At 71.4% G+C, this 18,553-nt stretch carries 16 protein-coding genes; 3 read left to right on the forward strand and 13 right to left on the reverse strand.

Annotated features, from left to right (window positions below):
- Positions 1-122: 122 nt before the first annotated feature.
- The 5 genes from NR798_RS43925 to NR798_RS43945 are packed head-to-tail and all read right to left on the reverse strand — an operon-like array spanning position 123 to position 6,954.
- Entirely contained in the window at positions 123-2,876 is a 2,754-nt protein-coding gene (locus tag NR798_RS43925; protein WP_375768590.1) for a bpX6 domain-containing protein, read from the reverse strand.
- Positions 2,873-4,693: a hypothetical protein gene (locus NR798_RS43930; RefSeq protein WP_375768591.1), complete on the reverse strand. Its 1,821-nt coding sequence runs from the start codon at positions 4,691-4,693 to the stop codon at positions 2,873-2,875. The genes NR798_RS43925 and NR798_RS43930 overlap by 4 nt, the downstream gene beginning before the upstream one ends.
- Positions 4,690-5,139: a hypothetical protein gene (locus NR798_RS43935; RefSeq protein ID WP_375768592.1), complete on the reverse strand. Its 450-nt coding sequence runs from the start codon at positions 5,137-5,139 to the stop codon at positions 4,690-4,692. The genes NR798_RS43930 and NR798_RS43935 overlap by 4 nt, the downstream gene beginning before the upstream one ends.
- A 54-nt stretch (positions 5,140-5,193) precedes the next feature.
- Entirely contained in the window at positions 5,194-6,096 is a 903-nt protein-coding gene (locus tag NR798_RS43940; protein ID WP_375768593.1) for a type VI immunity family protein, read from the reverse strand.
- A gap of 15 nt (positions 6,097-6,111) precedes the next feature.
- Positions 6,112-6,954 (reverse strand): hypothetical protein, encoded by an 843-nt coding sequence (locus NR798_RS43945; protein WP_375768594.1) that lies wholly within the window; start codon positions 6,952-6,954, stop codon positions 6,112-6,114.
- Positions 6,955-6,979: 25 nt separating this feature from the next.
- Here NR798_RS43945 and NR798_RS43950 point away from each other — a divergent pair, with 25 nt between their 5' ends.
- A complete protein-coding gene (locus NR798_RS43950; protein WP_375768595.1) occupies positions 6,980-8,359 on the forward strand; it encodes a hypothetical protein in 1,380 nt (459 codons plus the stop codon).
- Positions 8,360-8,377: 18 nt separating this feature from the next.
- Here the strand turns inward: NR798_RS43950 and NR798_RS43955 are convergent, their stop codons facing one another.
- Positions 8,378-9,538 (reverse strand): AAA family ATPase, encoded by a 1,161-nt coding sequence (locus tag NR798_RS43955; RefSeq protein ID WP_375768596.1) that lies wholly within the window; start codon positions 9,536-9,538, stop codon positions 8,378-8,380.
- 108 nt (positions 9,539-9,646) lie between these two features.
- Between NR798_RS43955 and NR798_RS43960 the strand changes: the two genes are divergently transcribed.
- Positions 9,647-10,225 carry a hypothetical protein gene (locus NR798_RS43960; RefSeq protein ID WP_375768597.1) on the forward strand — a complete coding sequence of 193 codons (579 nt, stop codon included), beginning with the start codon at positions 9,647-9,649 and terminating at the stop codon, positions 10,223-10,225.
- A gap of 92 nt (positions 10,226-10,317) precedes the next feature.
- Complete coding sequence (locus NR798_RS43965) at positions 10,318-11,031, forward strand: esterase family protein (RefSeq protein WP_375768598.1); 714 nt, start codon at positions 10,318-10,320, stop codon at positions 11,029-11,031.
- 9 nt (positions 11,032-11,040) lie between these two features.
- Here NR798_RS43965 and NR798_RS43970 read toward each other — a convergent pair whose 3' ends face one another.
- The 7 genes from NR798_RS43970 to NR798_RS44000 form a co-directional block, all read right to left on the reverse strand.
- Entirely contained in the window at positions 11,041-11,409 is a 369-nt protein-coding gene (locus NR798_RS43970) for a hypothetical protein (RefSeq protein WP_375768599.1), read from the reverse strand.
- Entirely contained in the window at positions 11,406-11,963 is a 558-nt protein-coding gene (locus NR798_RS43975; protein ID WP_375768600.1) for a hypothetical protein, read from the reverse strand. Before NR798_RS43975 ends, NR798_RS43970 begins: the two co-directional genes overlap by 4 nt.
- A gap of 25 nt (positions 11,964-11,988) precedes the next feature.
- On the reverse strand, positions 11,989-13,371 hold the full coding sequence (locus NR798_RS43980) for an MATE family efflux transporter (protein WP_375768601.1): 1,383 nt from the start codon (positions 13,369-13,371) through the stop codon (positions 11,989-11,991).
- A gap of 122 nt (positions 13,372-13,493) precedes the next feature.
- The gene (locus NR798_RS43985) at positions 13,494-13,817 is read right to left on the reverse strand and encodes a hypothetical protein (protein WP_375768602.1); all 324 of its coding nucleotides are present in this window, start codon (positions 13,815-13,817) and stop codon (positions 13,494-13,496) included.
- 17 nt (positions 13,818-13,834) lie between these two features.
- Positions 13,835-15,925, reverse strand: a complete 2,091-nt coding sequence (locus NR798_RS43990; RefSeq protein ID WP_375768603.1) for a beta-propeller domain-containing protein — start codon at positions 15,923-15,925, stop codon at positions 13,835-13,837.
- A 184-nt stretch (positions 15,926-16,109) separates the two neighbouring features.
- Positions 16,110-17,633 (reverse strand): hypothetical protein, encoded by a 1,524-nt coding sequence (locus NR798_RS43995; protein ID WP_375768604.1) that lies wholly within the window; start codon positions 17,631-17,633, stop codon positions 16,110-16,112.
- Positions 17,630-18,490 carry a hypothetical protein gene (locus NR798_RS44000; RefSeq protein ID WP_375768605.1) on the reverse strand — a complete coding sequence of 287 codons (861 nt, stop codon included), beginning with the start codon at positions 18,488-18,490 and terminating at the stop codon, positions 17,630-17,632. The genes NR798_RS43995 and NR798_RS44000 overlap by 4 nt, the downstream gene beginning before the upstream one ends.
- Positions 18,491-18,553: the final 63 nt, after the last annotated feature.

An 18,553-nucleotide genomic window follows, 5' to 3' on the forward strand; every position in this document is an offset into this window, starting at 1 on the left:
TGGCCGCAAGCTGGCCATGGGGTTCTCGGGCGGCAAGAAACGGCTCCCGCGGAATCCGCCCGAGAGCCCCTCATCTGTCAGCTGTTGGGCACGAGGAGGTGGGAGGACCGGCGCACTCCGGCTCAGCGCAGCACCACCCGCCGCACCTCGCCGCGCGTCAGGTCCACCCGGGCCAGCCGGCCCACCGCGTCGAAGAGGAGCAGGTCCCCGCCCAGGAAGCGCACGGAGACGGGGTGGGTCCCCTCGAAGAGGAACTGCGCGCGCACCGTGCCCTGCTTGCGCTCGTGCAGTTGCACCCACTGTCCCGAGGGCGTGTGCCTCAGCGACGCGAACCAGGCCCCGCCGAGCACCAGCCCGCCCAGCTCCGCCTCGGGAATCCTGGGCATCAGCTCCGAGCGCACGTGCGGGCCGAACCAGCGCATTCCGTCCGGCGCGAGCACCGCCAGCTCCCCGTCCATCCGCAACGACAGCCGCCGCACCTCCTCCACCTTCCCGCCGGGCAACATCTGGCGCGAGCGCAACGTGGGGTCCGGCAGCGAGTAGGTCCACCGCTCGATCTCCGCCTCCGCGGTGAGCGTGGCGAAGCTCAGCTCGGCGGGGCCCACCGCCACCGCCAGCACCTGCCCGCCCAACTGGGGCACCCGCCACAGGGCACGCGGCTCCGCGGCGAGCGCATCCACCGCCATCACCGTGTCCTCCACCGCGAGGAACCACAGGCTCCCGTCGTACACCGGGGCGAAGGCGTCCACGCGCGTGTCACACCACGGCTCGGCCCGGCGCCAGGTGAGGTCCAACCGCGAGAGGCGCTTCACCGCCCCGCGCGGCGCGAGCGCCAACGCCCGGTCCTCGTGCACCGAGAGCACCAGCGAGAAGGCGGGCACGTCGAAGTGCGCCACGCACCGGCCCTCCTTCGTCACCAGCCGGGCCCCCGCCTCGCCGAGCGCCACCAACATCCGCCCTCCGGACAGGGGCACCGCGTCGTGAATCGTCCAGGGCCCTCCCTCTCCGACGTCGAAGGCATGGACGGCCGGAGTGCCCCCGGCCGGGAAGCCCTGGCGCTCGGGGAGCTGCGGCAAGGGGGGCAGGTCCGCCCGCAGCACCGTGTCTCCCGTCAGCTGCACCAGGCGCTCCAGCTCGCGGGGCGTCACCGACACGTGACCGGCCGCACGGTCCCGCAGCAACGCGCGCACGGCGGGACGCAGGAGCGTGGGACCCGGCTCCCTTCCCTTCTTGTCCCGCTCCACGTCGCGCACCACCACCTCGGTGAAGGCCTGCCGCGCCGGAGCCCCCTCGGCATCGTCGGAGTCGAGCAGCGCGAGCGCCCGCGCCCGGAACGTGTCGAAGCGCTCGGAGAAGGACAGCAGCATGCGCGCCAGCAGCCGCGCCCCGCTGACACCGCCCACCTCCACGCCCCGCTCGAGCCACGTCTCGGTGAGCCGCCGCGCCTCCTCCACCTGCCACACCGCATACACCGCGCGCGCGTAGTCTCCCGCCTGCGCGAGCACCTCGCCCCAGAGCACCCGCAGGACACGGGCCTCGGCCGGGTGCGTGCGCTCCAGCCGCAACACCGCGTCCGCGAAGGCCCCCGTGCTCCGGGCGATGTCCACCGCCCGCGCCACGTCCCGGGCCAGCACCCACTGCCGCACCACCAGCGCCGGCGCCAGCTTGCGCCCCTCGGCCAGCTCCGCCGCCAGCCGCAGCCGCCCGTGCCGCTCCAGGAAGGAGACGGCCTCCTCGTCCTCATGCAGCAGCTCGGCGAGCACGAAGGCCGCCTCCTCGATGCGGCCCTCGCGCTCCAGCTTCCGGAAGGCCTCGCGGTAGCGCTCGCGCAGCGCCTCGTAGACCTCCGCGCCGCCGCCGAAGATGCTCGCCGCTCCGCCCTGGCGCGGTTGGATGGTGAGCCGCTCCCGGGGGCCCGGCAGCCCGAGCGAGAGGCGTGCCTGCTCCGACGGCGCGCCGTGGTCCAGCGGGATGGCGTAGCGCAGCGCCTCCTGGAGGTTGCCCTCGTCGAAGAGCTCGAAGAGCCGCCGGACGTACTCCGCCTTGCGCTGGCCCAGCAGCGGGCCCAGCGGCGTGGAGGTGGCGAGCCACTCGAGCAGCCGGGAGAACAGTCCCGGACCTTGTGGTGGAGGAGGCGGTGGTGAGGGAAGGGCCGTGCCCGTGCCCGTGCTCCCGCTCTCGCGCCACCAGTCCAGGAGCCGGTCGAGCAGCCCCGGAGCACGCGCCGCGTTCCCCGCGTTCACGGTCGCCTCGCCAGGCCGCCGAGGCGCTCCGCGCCACCAGGCCCGGAGCCGGTCGAGCAGCCCCGGAGCGCGCGGGAGTTGCGGCTCGGGCCGGCCCTCCATGCGTGCCCGCATCACCTCGGCCTCGGGGGCGGGAGGTCCTACGCCGAAGCGGGCGCGCGGGGGCGCCTCGACGGGCACGAGCGTGGCCACGGGAGGAGGAGGCGCGCCCAGGCTCTCCACGGGCACCACGTCCCAGCCGGACACGTCGAGCCACGCCGACACCTCCACCCGCCGCGAGGGCTCGAGTGGATGCACCTGTGCGATCCCCGCGCGCACCAGCACGGCACTGCCCGAGGTGGGGGCGAGCCGCTCACGCTCGGAGGGCAAGAGGGGCGCGGAGAGCAGCACGCCCTCCTCCAGGGTGAAGGGCAGGCCCGGCGCCGCGGCGCACTCCATCCGGCACGGGGCGGGCAACCGCAGCAGGAAGCCGCCCGCGAGCGCGTACACGGCCGCTCCCGGTGTCCACGCGGCCAGCACGCGCCGACGTGCCTCGGCCTCGCCCGGCAGCGTGGGGTCGAACCAGAGCGCCACCACCTCCACGGAGCCCCGGTGGACATGGGCGCGAGGCCGCGGCGAGTGCGCGATTCTCATGGCTGTCCTCCCGGCACGGCGCGGTAGACGAGGGCCTGGTGCTGGAAGCTCCAAGCGCCCACCTCCCCCGTCTCCGTCAGCCAGACCAGCAGGGGCATGGCGGGGCTGACCGCGCTGGAGACGACGCGGGCCGGCGCCGTCACCAGGAACTCGGAGGCCCCATCTGGGGTCAACCGGTAGAAGGTGCGCTCGTCCGCTCCGAGCACCACCAATCCCAGCCACGGCCTGTCCAGGGGCCAGCAGTACACCCCCACCACGCGCAGCCCCTCGGCGACGGACACCATCGCCGACTCCTGCTCATTGGAGTGGTCCCGCGCCACCCACCACTGGCCCGGCCGGTGGCGGACCGCGAGCGGAGGCCCGGGGGTCTGCCGGGAGGAGTCCTTCGCAGGGCCGAAGTACGCCACGCCGGTCCCCTCGACGGGCAGCGTCTGCGTCCTTCCATCGAAGGCCTTGGGCATGAGGTACCCGGTGCGCGGCGCCGCCGTGGCGCGGTCCTCCTCGCGGTCCCGGTCCACGAAGAAGAGGCCGCCGCGGCGCTCGACGAGCGCGCTCACCCCGAAGAGGAGGGGCGGGCTCGGGCGCTCCTCCGAGGCGAGCGGGTGGAGCGTGCGCGTGTTGTCCAGCACGAGGGGAAGCTCCTGGCCCTCGCGCACCATGGACAAGGCCAGCACCGGGTGCCCGACGGCCAGCGGCAGCTCGAGTGCCGTGGGCCAGGCGCCGTGGGGAATGGTCAAGCCGGCGGGGTGCCCGCGCAGGGCGCCATGCACGCGCAGGGCGGCCATGGCCTTGTGCCACGTCACCACGAGCAGCCCGCCGGAGCGGCGCCAGCCCATGGCCACCACCCTCCCGCCCCCCGGGGGAAGGAAGCGCTTGGGTTTGGGCACCGTGTCGCGTGGGGAGAGGGGCAGCACCTGCGCCGCGACGCTGCCATCCGCATACGCCACCATCAGCCGCAGGCCGTCCGCGGAGAAGTGGATGGAGCGCACGGGGCCGGTGCCCACGTCCAGCACGGGAGCGGCGACGGCGGTGACGAAGGGATCGCGCAGCAGCCGCACGCACTGGTTGGCGGGGGGCAGCTCCAGCACCACCTGGCGCGGCGGGCGGGACGCGGGCCGCACCTCCACCGAGAGCTGCCGGGCACCGGGAGCCAACACCTCGTCCACGGCCACGCGGGACAGGCCCTCGGCCCCTGGCAACCGCGCCAGCCGCGCACCGCCCACCAGCCACACGTCCTCGGGGGCACGCCCCAGCGCGAGCGCCTCGCGCCACGCGGCGAGCTGGGCCTGCTGGGGAGGCGCGACACTGCCAGCCTTCAGCCACTGGCCGAGGGCGGCGGCATCCACGGTGGTGAAGGGCCGCTGCTGGGGAGACTGGAGCACGCCCCAGGCGAAGGACGCGCCCGCGGCCTCGGCGCGCCGGGCGAGCACCACCAGCAGCGCCAGGTGCGCGATGCGGGGCGAGCCGAGCTGGTCCGGCCCGGCGTCGAGCAGGGCCACGGTGCGGCGTCCCCCCTGCGGCTGGCGGAAGGCGGGCCGGAGGAAGGCCTGCTCGCCGAAGGCGGCGCGGCGCACGAACTCGTCCGGGGCCTCCAGGGCCATCAACCACTCGCTCATGAGCAGCCGCTCGGGCGAGCCGCGGCGGGTGAGGCCGTCGTAGCCGTGGGGCTCGCCGCCCTCCACCTCGTTGCGCGCGCGCATCGGGCCGAGCGCCGCGGCCAGCCGCGCCACGTGGGCTCCCAAACTGAGCGCCAGGTCCTCCGGGAAGAGGGACAGCTGCGCGGCCCAGGGACGCAGGGCCTCGGGCAGGGCGCTCATGGGCCCTCCTGTCTGGCGAGCCAGGTGCGCACGGTGTCGCGGGAGAGGGGACGCGCGGCGCCCACGGGCACGAGGTGGGCCGTGCGGGGCAGGACGGCGAGCGGCGTGCCCGCCTGGGCCCGGGTGATGAGCGCGCGCTCGAGCAGAGAGGGAGCCACGTCCGGAGCGAGCGTGCAGGGCAGCAGCAGCGAGGGGGCCGCCGCGTCGCGCCCGAGGTAGACGACGCCCTCCACCCAGGGCAGGGACTCGGTGTCGCCGAGCAGCACCAGCACGCCAGGCCCGGCCACACCGCTCCACCGGGCGAGCGCGGTGTCCTCGGCCTCCAGCACCCGCCGCGCGAGGGCGAGCGCCACCGGCCCCACGCCCGCCACCGCGAGCGCGGGCAGCGGCGAGCTCCGAGGGCTCCAGGAGGGAGAGAAGCGCGGGTCTGGGCTCGACGGGCTCACCACGAGGGCCAGCCTACCTCACCCGGTGGCGCGGGTTCTTCCGGGTGGGGCCCGTCACTCCAGGAAGCGGCGGTCCCAGCGCAGCAGCGCCTCGGGGACGGGGCGGCCGAACATGGATTTTCTCTGATAGAGGCAGGGCTCGAGAATCCGGGCGAGCGCGCGGTGCGGAGCGAGCCGCTGGTCCGCCTCCACCTCTCCCACCTCCGGCCGCACTCCCAGGGTGATGAGCACCCGCTCTCCGCTCATCTCCTCGAGGGAGAGGCCCGGGAGCGCCAGACGCTCGCGCAGGGCGGACACCCCGCCGAGCTCGCCGAGCACCGGCTGCCCGAGGAAGTTCATCCAGTGCACGCCCTCGACGCGAGTGCCCACGTACATGGTGGCCCCGCTCGAAGCGAGGTGCACGCCCGGGTAGCGCGGGCGGATGAGCTCGAGGGCCGCGACCTCATGAAGAAGGGACGCGCAGAGGACGAAGTCCACGTACCCCGAGGAGAACGGAAGCTCCGCTGCCAGCTCGAGGGCGAGCGCATGGACGTGCTCCGGCCCCCGCTCCTCCAGGTACTCCGTGGGCAGGCGCAGATACAGGACGCACACGTCGTCCTTCCGCTCGGGCCAGGGCAGGGGAACAGGTGACAGTCCGCGGTAGTCCACGAGGAGGTCATCCACTCGACGGGTTCTACCCAACAACCTCAAGGACCCGCTCCCGCCAGGCTCCGCCTCCAGGGTGTTGCGGCGGGTTCTTTCCCAGGAAGCTTCATCGAGCGGCTCGATCTGCCCATCACCCGTGTCATTCCGGACGAGCTGATAGGGTTGTATCTTTTCCCGGAAGAGCTCCACGGCACGGATGACGGCGGGGGCGATCCGCTCGTTGGGATGAGCAATGTAGAAGCACATCAGCAACGCATCACTTGCGCCCAACCCACCGTCCTTGTCGTAGTATCGCAATCTTGGATAGCGCATGAGCGGCCTCTGCTCTTATTCATTCTCCCGTATGACTCCATCCCGTGGAGAAGCAAGCCTGGGTATCACTTCGAGGGCTTTTCTATAGACCTCTTCCTGTGACCAATCCTTCCATCTTCCATCCTTGTAGTGGCCCCAACCGGCCCCATTCGTCTCCGGGCACGGGAACTTGAGATCGTACACGTGGATGACGACGCCGTTCGCGTCCAGGAGGACGATGTCCGGCTCGATGGTTCCGCGCAGACCCGACCAGCCCTGGTGCGTCACGATCTGGCTCATCATGTCCTGGGTCATGTGCTTCCACTGTCCCGTCGTCGGGTCGACGTAGAAACGGGCGTGGAGCAGGTACCCTTTGTTCGTCACCAGCTTGTCCAGCGCCTCGCGCAGGCAGGGCCATGCCATCTCGTGTTTGAAGAGCCCCAGGTAGGCGGCCCACGTCGTGCGCTCCCCCACCTTCACCTCCTGGCACTGCTTCAACGTCGGGCTCTTCCCATCGAAGTGGTAGTCGTTGACCTCCTGCTCCGCCCGGCGCACGCACCGCACGATCTCCTCTTCGACCTTCTTGCGCAGATCCGTCGCCAGTTCCACGCCCCGGCGCTCGGCGGAGCCGATGTGCACGGTCTGCGCCGCCATCACCACCACCATGCCAACGGCGGTGACCTTCACCAGCAGAGAGGTCTCCCCCACGGCCCGCGCCATCTCGGACGAGCCGGTGCAGCGCTCCCACTGGCCGGGATTCTTCTTGAGACAGCACTCCGGGGTCAGGTCCCGTGGACCGCACTCCACGCCGAGCGCGGCCTCATCCAACTCCGACAGACACCCCGCCTGGAGCACGGCCATGAGCACGAGCAGCCACATGGACCCATTTCTTGCGGTATGAAGCATGGAGGCTACCCTGAAGGTCATCATGCAGAAGAGCGAGGACGGCGGGGCGGAACCCGGAAGCGAGCAGCCCGCCATGGTAGCGGGAGGGGCGGACAAGCGCTGGCCTCGCCGCCGGCTGTTGCGGTGGGCCCTGGGGCTGGTGCCCGTCGCCGCGGGCGGTGGATGGGCCGCGCTGGATTGGCTCGGCGAACGCGAGGCGAGCGCCGGTGATGAGCGCCCCTCGCAGCGGACCACCTGGATGTGCTTGGCCGGCCACCGGGGGGCCTACGTAGAGTTGGACAACTGGCTCCAACCCCCCATCCGCAAACCCAATGCACCAGCCCGGCTGATGCGTGCCTGCCTCTACCTGGAGCACGGCTCGCTGGATGCGATGCAGCGAGACCTGATGTGGCCCGAGGTGACGCACACACCGGAGGCGCGCCTGCTGCTGGAGCTCACCGAGCGCCGCTCCCAGTCCATGGACTGGCGGCATGCCTTCTTCGAGTCCTGGGACGCCCTCGGGCGCCCGGATTTCAGCAAGAGCACCCTGCTGCCCGAGCCGCTGGAGGACGCCCATGTACTCGTATTCATCAATGACGAGCAGCCGCTCCAGGGGCTGCCGCTGCTGACCGTCATTCCGGGGCAGGAGGGCTTCCTGGAGTGGGGGCCCGGCCAGGTGCGTGCCAGCGACTCCGTGCCCTTGCTCATGGCCCTGCGCGAGCGGCTGCTTGTGCTCGAAGAGCTGTCACCGGCGCGCCAGCAACTGTTGCCCCTGGCGGAGGAGCGGCTCGATCAGCTCACCGGCTCCGCGCCTCCCACCCTGCAACTCGCCCTGCGCGCCTTCCTGGCGGAGCGTCCCCCCGAGGCCCTCTTCCAGCGCCGCGACCTGGAGGCCCTCGAGCCGCTCGTCACCCTCGCGTGGAAGCAAACCGCCAGCGAGCACTTCTTCCAGCAGATGCACGAATCCCTGAAGGACATGCTGCTGCTGCCCGGCCACCACGCCTTCCTGCTGGCCACCTGGGCCCAGGGAGTCTCGCTAGGCCAGGAGCTGCAGCGGCGCGCCCGGGCCAGCGCGGCCCACCTGGACGAGGACGACCGGCACTGGCTGGGTCGGCTCCTATGGGAGGTAGGCGCCCGCCTGCGTGAGCAGCACTCGCGCCTGGAGTTGGAGCGGGGACTGCTGCTGCAGGTGTACGGCTCCGAGCTGACGGGGCACAGCCCGACGCGCATGGAGAGCATCGACCTGTGGGTGGAGCTGGGGAGGTGGGAGGAAGCGCTGAAGCGCTCGGGCTTCAAGCGCTGGCCGCTGGCCTCGCTGCATGAAGAAGCCTGCGGGCCCCGTGCGCGCGACGAGCACGCCTGGCTCCAGGCCTTCGCGGGCAAGGCCGCGCTGCCCTGAAACAGCCGGCATGGGCCGTCAGGCCGCTTCGGTCCGGGGCGCCATGGCCAGGGCCGCGCGAAGCTCCTCGCGCACGGCGCGCAGCTCCTCGGGGAGGGCCTCGGGGGCGAAGCCCGCGTCCATCTCGCGCGCCACGCCCTCCAGCTTCAGCCGCCAGGAGGCGAGGGCTTCGGCGTCACCGGCCGCGGGCCGTCCGGCGAGCACGGTGCGCCCGGCCTGGGCGATGCGCTGGGCCCGCGCCAGGGGCCCCGCGCTGGCCTCGAGGGCGGCGGCGGCCAGGGCGGGGTTCTCCGAGTGGGCGAGCAGCTCCCGCAGCACGTCGCGCGCGAGCGCCTGGGACTCCTGGGTGGGCACGGCGTAGACGAGGGGCCACAGGTCGGCCACGCCCGGCGTGGAGCGCCCGGCGAGCGCGGCGGCGGCGGCCACCAGCCGTTGGGCCTTCACCATGCGCCGGTCGCTCAGGGCGATGCCCGCGCCCCGCAGCGTGCGCAGCGCGTGCGCCAGGTGGGGGCGCACCGGCCCGAGGTCCGCCTCGCGCGCCGCCTGGGCAAGCACATCCACGGCCTCCAGGGACGCGGTGCGCGCCTCCTCGGCCTTCCAGAGCGAGGCGCCCCCGGCGAGCAGGTCCTCCAGCCGCGGGTCCGGCACGGGCCCGACGAAGGTGCGGGCGAGGAAGCGGTCGGCGAAGGCGGCGAGGGACTCGTCCTCGGGCAGGGCGTTGGAGGCGCCCACGCACACGCGCAGCGGGCAGCGCATGCGGGTGTGGCCGCGGCGGAAGACGCGCTCGTTGAGCAGGCCCAGCAGCGTGTTGAGGATGGCGGTGGAGCCGAGGAACACCTCGTCGAGGAAGGCCACCTCGGCCTCGGGCAGCATGCCGGCCGTCTCCGTCTCCACGAGGCCCTCGCGCAGCTTGCGCAGGTCCACCGGGCCGAAGAGCTCGGAGGGCTCGGTGAAGCGGCCCAGGAGGTACTCGAAGTAACCACCGCCGAGCGCCCGCGCGGTGCGGCGCACGGCCTCGCTCTTGGCGGTGCCGGGGGGGCCGATGACGAGCAGGTGCTCACCGGCCACGGCGCACAGCGCCACCAGTTCCACCATGGCCTCGCGCTCCACCAGGCCCTGGCCGGCGTCGGAGAGGGCGTCGCGCACGGAGCGGGCGGCCGCGTCGAAGGAGAGGGACATGGAGCGGGACTCTACCCGGCCCGCGTCCACCGCCGAACGCCCACCGGGAAACGTACACACCGTACGGGTAGACCTGATGGGGCGGGTCTGCGCTAGACTCCGCCCCGCATGCGACACGTTGCGAGTCTCGGAAGCCTGGTTCTGGCGCTGTGGGCGGGGACCTCTGCAGCGGCGGGGTGGCGGGGGTACGCCGCGGCCAGCACCGGCTTCGTGCTGGACCATACCTCGGGCATCCGTGCCAAGGGTGGTGCGTTGCAGGTGTACGTGGGGGCGGAGACGCCCTTCGGGCTGTCACTGGGAGTGGTGGGAGAAGGCGCCGAGACGTGGGGCGCGAGCATCCAGGGGCAGCAGTTGCAGCTGGACTACCAGTCGCTGGGGCTGGAGCTGAGGCTGCGCTTCCTGCGGGACGGCGGGGTGAACCCGTGGGTGGGGCTGAGGGTGGCGCAGAGCCGCTCGACGCCGCTGACGCTGGACGACCTGGGCTCGCCGCGGCGGATGCTGCATGCCGGGCTGAGCACGGCGTTGCGGCTGGGGTTGGACACGTGGCTGGGCGAGCACCTGGGCATCTCGGCCTCCACGGCGTGGCAGTGGTGCGACGTGCGGGTGGACAGCTCGGCGAGCCCCACCTCCGACGCGTGTGCCAAGCCGCTGCACAGCATCCTGCTCGGCCCCACGCTGCGCTTCTAGGAAGCCCCCCAGGTGTTCACTGTCGCGCGGCCCGCCGGTACCGGGCCGCGGCGGTACGCCCATGCCCCGAGGCCGGTGGTTAAGGTGGGCGTATGAATCGCGAATATCACCGCTGGTACAGCTCCCGGCTGGGCCGGGACATGGAGGTGCTGCTCTTCGGGCACTCGGGTGAGCCGGTGCTGCTGTTGCCCACCAGCAGGGGGCGTTTCTATCAAGCGGAGGACTTCGGGCTCATCGGGGCGATCGCGGACCGGATCCAAGCGGGGCGCTACGTCGTGGTGTGCGCGGACTCGGTGGACGCGGAGAGCTGGTTCAACACGTCCATCCCTCCGCACGAGCGGGTGGCGAGGCACGCGGCCTACGAGCAGTACCTGTTGCACGAGGTGGTGCCGCTGCTGATGTCGCGCAGCACGGGGGGCCGGCTGACGCTGGGCGGGTGCAGCTTTGGAGGCTTCCACACGTACAACATCGGGCTGCGCTACCCGAACACCTTCCGGCGGCTGGTGTCGATGGGGGGCAAGTTCGAGACGGAGGACTTCCTCGACGGGCACCACGACGAGAACGTGTACTACCACTCGTGCATGCAGTGGCTGCCGGGGGTGTCGGACACGGCGCAGCTGACGGCGCTGCGGCGGGTGGAGATGGTGCTGGCGGTGGGCGAGCACGACTTCTGCCGGCCCTCGAGCGAGAACCTCTCGAAGCTGCTGTGGTCCAAGGACATCAGCAACCACTTGGCCATCTGGTGGGGAGGCACGCACGACTGGCCGGTGTGGCGGGAGATGATCCAGCACTACCTGCCGTGGTGAGGAGACGGCTCAGGCGCCCTGCCGCTCCCGCTCGCGCAGGGCGACGAACTCGGCGACGAAGTCGAGGAACTTGCCGATGGCGCGCTCGTGGTCGCCCTCGCAGTCGTGCAGGTACTTCACGTCCCAGCCCTCCCCGGGGAACTCGTGCTTCACGTCGCGGAGCCAGACAAAGAAGCGCCTGTACTCCTCATCCTTGATTCCATTGATGTCCTGGCAGGAGAGATAGCCAGCAACGAAGGCCGCCATCCGGGTGACATTGATGTCGCCCATCTCCAGCAACAGGCCCCTCGACTTCTCCTGCCGCAGACGCATCAGGAAGTCGAGCATGTACACATGGGGACGAGGAGACAGGTCCTCTGGAGCGTTTCCCTCATTCATGGTGAGACCACCACCTCCCAGACCACTGGGTATTGCGCATGGAGCCGGGAAAGGTAGTCGGAAAGCTTCATCCCTAGCGGTCCTGTATACGCATCGTAGATCAGGTCTCCGGCTCTAACGGCCACATGGTAGGCATTGTGTGAGACGGATGGACTCTTTCCATTCACGAGCTCGAAAACCATGAAGGGCTTCGTTTCATCGGTCCTGAACGCGATGTATTGCGGCGTCTGGCCCAGCTTGCCGAACGCGGTGTGGATGAGGCGGGCCACCTGCTGGCACCTGCCGGCGGCCTGATTCGCGACGCTGTACGCCACCTGCAGGTCCATCAACCAGGCCGGTGCCGCCTGGCCCGTATGGGCCTCGTACATCACGATGGCGCCAGCGATGTCTCCACGGGCCAGGTACGTCACCAGCTTGAAGCGGATGGAGTCCGCGGACAGCACACTGGCCTGCACCACCGTGGCCGCCAACGCGGGCGATGCCGCCTGACCCGGACCAGACGCCGCCCCCGCCAGCAGCAGGAGCCCGAACACCAGCACTCGAAGCCTTCTCATGCTGCGAGGTTAGAGCGTCTTCCCCTCACGTCTCCAGCGGCTCGAGGGTGCCGGCGCTCCGGCGCTCGAAGCGCCAGAGGAGCGCGAGCGCCACGGCGGTGAGCCCCGCGCACAGGCCCCACCAGATGCCCACCACGCCGAGCTTCAACCCGAAGCCCAGCAGCAGCGCCACGGGCAGGCCCACCAGGTAGTGCCCCACCATGTTGGCCACGAAGGTGAAGCGCGTCTCCCCCGCCCCGCGCAGCACGCCCGCGCCCACGCCCTGGATGCCATCGGAGATCTGGAAGAAGGCGCACACCACCAACACCGGTACCACCAGCGGAACCACCTCGGGCGGCGTCCCCATGAGGCGGGCCAGCGTCTCGGGGAACACGGCGTACACCAGCGCGCACAGCGACATGAAGCCCGCGCCCGAGGCAAACGCCATCAGCCCGCTCAGCCGCGCCTGCGGTGTATTGCGCGCCCCCACGGCCCAGCCCACCCGCACGCTGCCCGCGTTGCCAATGCCCATCGCCACGGCGAAAGAGAGGCTGCCGTAGGAGATGGCGATCTGATGCGCGCTCATGCTCTCCGGGCCCAGCCACCGCGCCAGCACGCCCGCCAGCGAGAAGACGCCCACCTCGGCCGCGATGTGCAGGCCGATGGGCATCCCCACCCGCAGCGCCTGGAGCAGATCCGCGCGCACCGGCTTCACCCAGGAGGTGCCCCCGGCGGGCGTCTGCGTCAGCCGCACCGCCCACGCGACGATGCCCCACTGCACCGCGCAGGCCAGCAGCGTCGCGATCGCCGCGCCCTTCACCCCCAGCGCCGGCACCAGGCGCAGCGGCCCGCACCATGCCGGCAGCCCCTCTCCACCGAAGACGAACAGGATGTTCGCCCCCAGGTTGAGCAGGTTGGCGACGACCGTGGACACCACCAGGGCACGCGGCCGCCCCGTCGCCTGGAGATAGGCGCGCGTGGTGATGAAGAGCAGCAGCAGCGGCAGGCTGGGCGCCCGCCACGTGAGGTAGTCCCTCACCTCGGGCAGCTCCGCGAAGTCCACCCCGAAGGCGGGCAGCATCCGCGGCACCACCACCAGGGGCACCGCCAGCACGCTGCCCACCATGACGGCCAGGTAGCTGCCCTGCCACAGCAACGCCCGCGCACGCGGCGCGTTCCGGGCCCCGAAGGCCTGGGACACCAGCGGATCCACCCCCAGCATCATCCCGATGGCGAAGCTGCTGAGGGCGAAGAACACCGCGGAGGACAGCCCCACAGCCGCCAGGGCCTGAGTGCCAGCCCGCCCCACCACCGCCGTGTCCACGAAGCTCATGAGGGACTGGCCCCCCTGGGCAATGGCGATGGGCAGGGCGAGCTTCCAGAGGGCTCGGAACTCTTCGCGACGGGTAGGCAATGGGGCGGACGGCATGGGCGCGGGGGCTATAGCGGGTTTCCACCAGGGATGCGCGGCTCCCTTCGTGGACGTCCCAACCCCCGCTCGCCTGACCCATCAGCCGGCCGCCTGCCCCACGAGCGGCCGGCCCGCCTTCCTCAGTCGCAGGTCCACTGCCGCGGTGGGCACTCCACACAGAGGCCCTCGTCGGGCCTGGGCCCGCCCATGCACGCCCCGCCGCACGTCTCGACGACGCGGCCGGTGTCCGTCTCCACGTAATAGTACGGCCCATCCACCGCCGAGCCGCAGTCCACCCCGGTGAGCGCCCCGCACGTCTTGTCTGGCGAGCACCCCTCCGGCAGCGACCACATGTTCAGGCGCACCCGCCCGTCCTCCTCTGGCTTCGCGCCCCCACCGCAGGCCAGCAGCAGGCCCAACGCGGCGGTGAGGACAGGGCTCTTCTTCGATGTGAAACGCATCATGGTGGAGAGCCTCCGCATCACGGGGCGAAGGAGAAAGGGCTGAAGCGCGAGGTGGCCAGCGGCTGGGCGAGGTTGCCCACGTGGGCCACGCGCACGCCGGCGTCGGTGACGGCGTACACGTAGTCATCCGCCATCACGCTGCGGCGCACGTAGGGCATGTACACCCAGCTCCACTGGTGGGAGTTGATGACCTGGTAGGCATCCCGCATGGAGATGGCGCCCACCGGGGTGAAGCCCGCGGCCAGGTCCACGCGGAACACGCGCAGCTCGCTCACGAAGCTGTCCCAGTAATTGGGGGACTCCCACGACCAGTCCATGAAGGGAATGGCCAGCAACCCCTTGGCCGGGAAGTAGGTGAAGGCCTTGTGGTCATAGAGCGACTCGCTCCAGCTGTAGGCGGTGCCCACCTGCTGCGTGAAGGTCTCCCGCGGGTTGGCCAGGTCCGACACGTCGAAGAGGCTCAGCTTGATGGCGCGCCCGCGCCAGTCGCCGTTCTCCGGCACCTGCATGCCCACCGTCAGCAGGTGCGTGTCCCCCACCGGGTGGATGTACGAGGAGAAGCCCGGCACCTTCAGCTCGCCCACCTTGCGCGGGTGCGCCGGGTCGGACAGGTCGAAGGTGAAGAGCGGATCCACCTGCCGGAACGTCACCACGTAGCCCTTCTTGCCCACGAAGCGCGCGCTGTAGATGCGCTCGCCCTTGGCCAGCTCCTCGCTCTGCCCCAGCAGCTCGAGCCGCGCTCCCCGCTGCGCGTAGGTGAAGAGGCGGTTGGTCGTCTCGGTGCGGCCCCACTCGTTGCCCGGCTCCGCCACCCGCGAGCTGATGGTGGTGGCCACGCGCAGCACGCCCTCGTGCTCGTCCATGCTGAACTGGTTCAACAGGTGGCCCTGCACCGTGGCGCTGGCCGCGTACGAGGCGCTGTGCGGCTGGCTCAGGTCGATCTTGTGCACATACGTATGGTCCGTCTGCCCCGCCTCCGGCCACCACCACCAGTGCGGCGTGGCCAGGTAGAGCGCGCTGGCGGTGGCGTACACCTCGCCCGGCTCGGTCACCAGCGAGACGCGGCCCGGCGGCTGGAACGTCCGCGCCTCCAAATCCAGCGAGGCCACGGTGACGAGCCCCAGCCGAGTGGGCGCGTTCGTCTTGTGGAAGTCGCGGCAGTCGTAGCCGAACGTCTCCACGGTACCATCCGCCCGCTTGTGCCGGCCCTCGGGCAGCCACTGCGTCAGGGAGCTCGCGCGGATGAGCCGCTCGTTCTCCGCCATCAGCCGGTCGAGCTCCTTCTCCAGCCGCCCCTGGTCATTCCAGAGCTCCTGGGTGTAGTCGGGCCACCAGCGCATGCCGGAGGGCCAGCGGAACGCGTCGCGCATCACCAGCCGCGCCGCGCTGCCCGCCAGGCGCGCATCGTGGTAGCCACCCGGCAGGTACAGCTCGTCCGTCACCCGGGGCGCCGCCAGGTCGGACACGTCCACCGTCGTCATCTTGGTGAACGAGGCGCCGCCGTAGCCACAGGGGCCCAGCGCCGCGCAGTCCGCCATGCCGCCGCTGCCACCGCTCGAGCCCCCGGAGGCATCGGCCACCGTCGAGAAGACGACCACCTTGTCGCCGTGCAGGAACATCTGCCGGGGCCAGCCCTCGAGCGTCAGCGAGGACTCCACGCGCAGCGACTCGGCCGGCCAGGAGCGGTGGGCATACAGCTTCTGCCCCGAGAGCACGAAGATGCGCGTGCCGTCGTTCTTCACGAAGTCCGCCTCGTCCACGCCCTCCACCTGGTTGTTGGTGCCGGTATGGTCGTTCGGTCCGGAGCCCGGGGCCGCGGGCGGAGCGCCCCCGCTGGTGGGCACCGGAGCGCCAGCGCCGTCCGCGACCTCCAGCGGCCCGCCGAACCAGCCCCCGCGCCCCTTCCAATAGGAGGGCTTGGTGCGCTCCATGGTCGAGCGCATGTCGAGCACCGCGCTGTCCTCGATATAGGACTCGAGCGCCGCGCAGCTCTCGAAGGCCTCCAGCCGCGCCTCGAGCTGCACCGGCTGGTTCTTGGGAATGCCGTTCTCTCCGCCACACGCCGCCACTCCCAGCAGCGCGAGCGCCAGCCCACCGTGCTTCGTCATGTCCGTGACTCCTCGAAATCGTCTTCCGGCCCAGCGTGCGGCGGGCTTCTGCCACCCGTGTGCCAGGAGCCAGGCGCCTCACACGAGGCCCGGGATTTCGCGGAGTTGGAGCCGGACGGACCGTGCGAGGGGCCTCGGAAAGTCGAGACCCCTCGCGAAACAGCAGCCGGAAAACCGAGGCGCGCTACGGACTGCAGAAGGGCAGGACGTACGCCTCGGTCACGGCGTACCCCACCGCTGGCGACGCCACCGACGAGGGCGGCGGAGGCCACTGGTTGTAGAGCAGGTAGCGGGTGGAGTCCGGCATGACGACGAGCGACTCGGAGAGGGTCGGTTGCCCGGGCGGCCGCAGCTCGTTGCGCCACTCCGCCTTGTCCGCGAAGGTGACGGCGGTCAGCAACGGGGGGTCCAGCCTCTCGTTCTGCCACCGGAAGAGCGCCATCTCCGGCTTCGCCGCTCCCGGCGGCACCGCCAGCTGCATGCGCACGACCTCGTTCTCGAAGGTGGCGAAGGCCTGCGGCGCGTCACAGGTGCTCGCACCGCACCGGGTGAAGGCGACCAGGGACTTCCTCGGGCTCGCCGTGTCGTAGCCGTTCTCCACGTAGTAGACGGAGTACCCCGACGCGTCGCCCGGGACCGGAACGATGAAGGGCGAATGGGTGAGCGTGCTCTTGTTGATGAGGATGGGAGTGCCGAGCACGCCGTCGTTCGAGACGGTGACCGCCCGGTTATGGTAGGTGACGAAGCCGTTGGTGGGGTTGGTGTAGGTGTCCTCGTACGCCACCAGGAAGCGATCCCTCGCGCCGCCCGGCATGGCGTGGAACCACCGGCCCGAGTGAACGCTGCCGAGCCTGACGGGGCCCTTGCGGCTCGCCGCATCGAGACTCCGGGAAACCGTGACCAGGACGGACTCGCCCGGCGTCTTGATGAGCACGAGGACATGGGTGTTGTTGATGGCCAGCTTGATCTGGTCCGGCTCGACACCCGTCGAGCCATGGGGAATGTCGAGCACCTGCTCGTTGGTGGGTGCGCCGCTCCCATCCAGCATGGCCAGATAGACGGTGTAGACGATCGGTTCGGTGCCCACCGGGTACTTCACCCCCAGCCACGCCGCCGCGACCGTGTCCCCCTGGGCCGCGAGCGCGGGCAGTTTGAAGGACATGAAGGGATGGGAGAGCTTCTTGCCCACCTTCCAGGTGCCATCGGGGGCGAGGGTACTCGCCACGATGCTCCCGTTCTCCGCCATCAAGGTGAGCAACGTGTCCTGGGTGCCGTCGGGCGCGCGCCTCACGGCGATGGCGGCCGCGGGCGTGCCGAGCTCGTGGTTGAGCGTCAGCGCGACGGGGGCCGCCCACGTGTCTTCCGAGCCGTTGCAGTCGTTGTCCTTGCCGTCGCACTTCTCGAACACCGGCGTCACCGCGTCCACGCAGGCGCCGAGGATGCCTTCCGCGTTGCACAGCTGCGTCCCCGGACGGCACTCGCCCTTGTCGGCGCCACAGGGCACGCGAGTCCCGGGCACGCACGCCAGGTCCTCGGTGCGGATGCAACGGTCCTCGATGCAGAACGAGCCCGTCGGGCATGCGTGGTCCGAGTTGCAGCCGTAGCCGTCGGGGTCTTTGGCCTCGAGATCCTCGATGCTCGGGACGCCGCAGGCGGTGAAGGCGCAGGCCAGACAGGACAGCAGCAGGAGCTTGGACGCGTGGCTCACGGAGAACCCCCTCCCGTGGAGGCGGAAGCAGGAGCGCTGGGGCTCCCGGGAATGAGGAAGGTGGCGATCGCGCCCAGGGCGGCGGCGCTCGCGGTGCCGAACAGGATGTTGGCGATGAGGGCGTTGCCCTCGGCCGCCTTCAGTTGGGAGGCGCGCACATCGTAGTAGTCGGCATCGATCGCGGACCGGAGGTTGGCGGACGATTGCAGGCCGAAGAAGCTCGCCGCGCCGCCGGCCACCGCGCCCGCGCCCAGGAACAGCAGCGGCAGCACCCGGGGGCCGGACGGCGGCGGCGTGCTGGCGGAGGGGACGTAGGCGGGCGCCCGGGGCGGCGGCTCCACGCGGGCGGTGAGGCCGGGGGACTGCACCGGGCGATCCGCCGGGGCCTGCGCGGTGGCCGCGGGCTCCGGGCTGCCCTCCGCGGGGGTGCCCAGATCGCTCAGCACGGACTGGCGCACGTCCTCGAAGTCGCGCTCCACCTTGGGCGACACCTTCACCGGCAGCGCCGCGTCCGGCTTCAGGTAGAGGCCGGTGCGGAAGGCCGCCAGCGACTCGTCCCGCTGCCCGAGCTCCGCCTGGACGATGCCCTGGTACAGGGCCACCGCCACCTCTTGCTCGACGCCCTGCGCCAACGCCTTGGCCCGGGACAACTGCTCCAGGGCTCGTTCGTACTCAAAGCTCTGGTAGGAGCGGACGGCGGCGGCGAACAGGCTCTTGAAGTCCGCCTTGAGGGCCGGGGCCTTGCGGGCCGGGGCCTTCCGAGCGGGAGCGGCGGCGAGCGCCTGGGCAGGCAGGCAGGCGCAGAGACACAGGGCGAGCACCCGCGCTCGCCCTGTCCGGAGGGTACTGGCTTTCATGTGCAACACCGTAGCAGGAGGGGGCCGGGCGCTGGCAGCCCCCCCGCTGTGCTCCGGGCGCGG

Origin of the sequence: Archangium gephyra, from assembly GCF_042230915.1 — a bacterium.
Lineage (GTDB): Bacteria > Myxococcota > Myxococcia > Myxococcales > Myxococcaceae > Archangium > Archangium gephyra_B.

What these genes read in the sequence shown, in the direction of transcription:
- NR798_RS43975 (WP_375768600.1), bottom strand. Translation starts at nt 11,963, where the DNA reads ATGAGAAGGCTTCGAGTGCTGGTGTTCGGGCTCCTGCTGCTGGCGGGG.
- NR798_RS43955 (WP_375768596.1), bottom strand. Translation starts at nt 9,538, where the DNA reads ATGTCCCTCTCCTTCGACGCGGCCGCCCGCTCCGTGCGCGACGCCCTC.
- NR798_RS43970 (WP_375768599.1), bottom strand. Translation starts at nt 11,409, where the DNA reads ATGAATGAGGGAAACGCTCCAGAGGACCTGTCTCCTCGTCCCCATGTG.
- NR798_RS43960 (WP_375768597.1), top strand. Translation starts at nt 9,647, where the DNA reads ATGCGACACGTTGCGAGTCTCGGAAGCCTGGTTCTGGCGCTGTGGGCG.
- NR798_RS43980 (WP_375768601.1), bottom strand. Translation starts at nt 13,371, where the DNA reads ATGCCGTCCGCCCCATTGCCTACCCGTCGCGAAGAGTTCCGAGCCCTC.
- NR798_RS44000 (WP_375768605.1), bottom strand. Translation starts at nt 18,490, where the DNA reads ATGAAAGCCAGTACCCTCCGGACAGGGCGAGCGCGGGTGCTCGCCCTG.
- NR798_RS43965 (WP_375768598.1), top strand. Translation starts at nt 10,318, where the DNA reads ATGAATCGCGAATATCACCGCTGGTACAGCTCCCGGCTGGGCCGGGAC.
- NR798_RS43945 (WP_375768594.1), bottom strand. Translation starts at nt 6,954, where the DNA reads ATGTGGCTGCTCGTGCTCATGGCCGTGCTCCAGGCGGGGTGTCTGTCG.
- NR798_RS43925 (WP_375768590.1), bottom strand. Translation starts at nt 2,876, where the DNA reads ATGAGAATCGCGCACTCGCCGCGGCCTCGCGCCCATGTCCACCGGGGC.
- NR798_RS43985 (WP_375768602.1), bottom strand. Translation starts at nt 13,817, where the DNA reads ATGATGCGTTTCACATCGAAGAAGAGCCCTGTCCTCACCGCCGCGTTG.
- NR798_RS43990 (WP_375768603.1), bottom strand. Translation starts at nt 15,925, where the DNA reads ATGACGAAGCACGGTGGGCTGGCGCTCGCGCTGCTGGGAGTGGCGGCG.
- NR798_RS43940 (WP_375768593.1), bottom strand. Translation starts at nt 6,096, where the DNA reads ATGCGCTATCCAAGATTGCGATACTACGACAAGGACGGTGGGTTGGGC.
- NR798_RS43950 (WP_375768595.1), top strand. Translation starts at nt 6,980, where the DNA reads ATGGAGGCTACCCTGAAGGTCATCATGCAGAAGAGCGAGGACGGCGGG.
- NR798_RS43930 (WP_375768591.1), bottom strand. Translation starts at nt 4,693, where the DNA reads ATGAGCGCCCTGCCCGAGGCCCTGCGTCCCTGGGCCGCGCAGCTGTCC.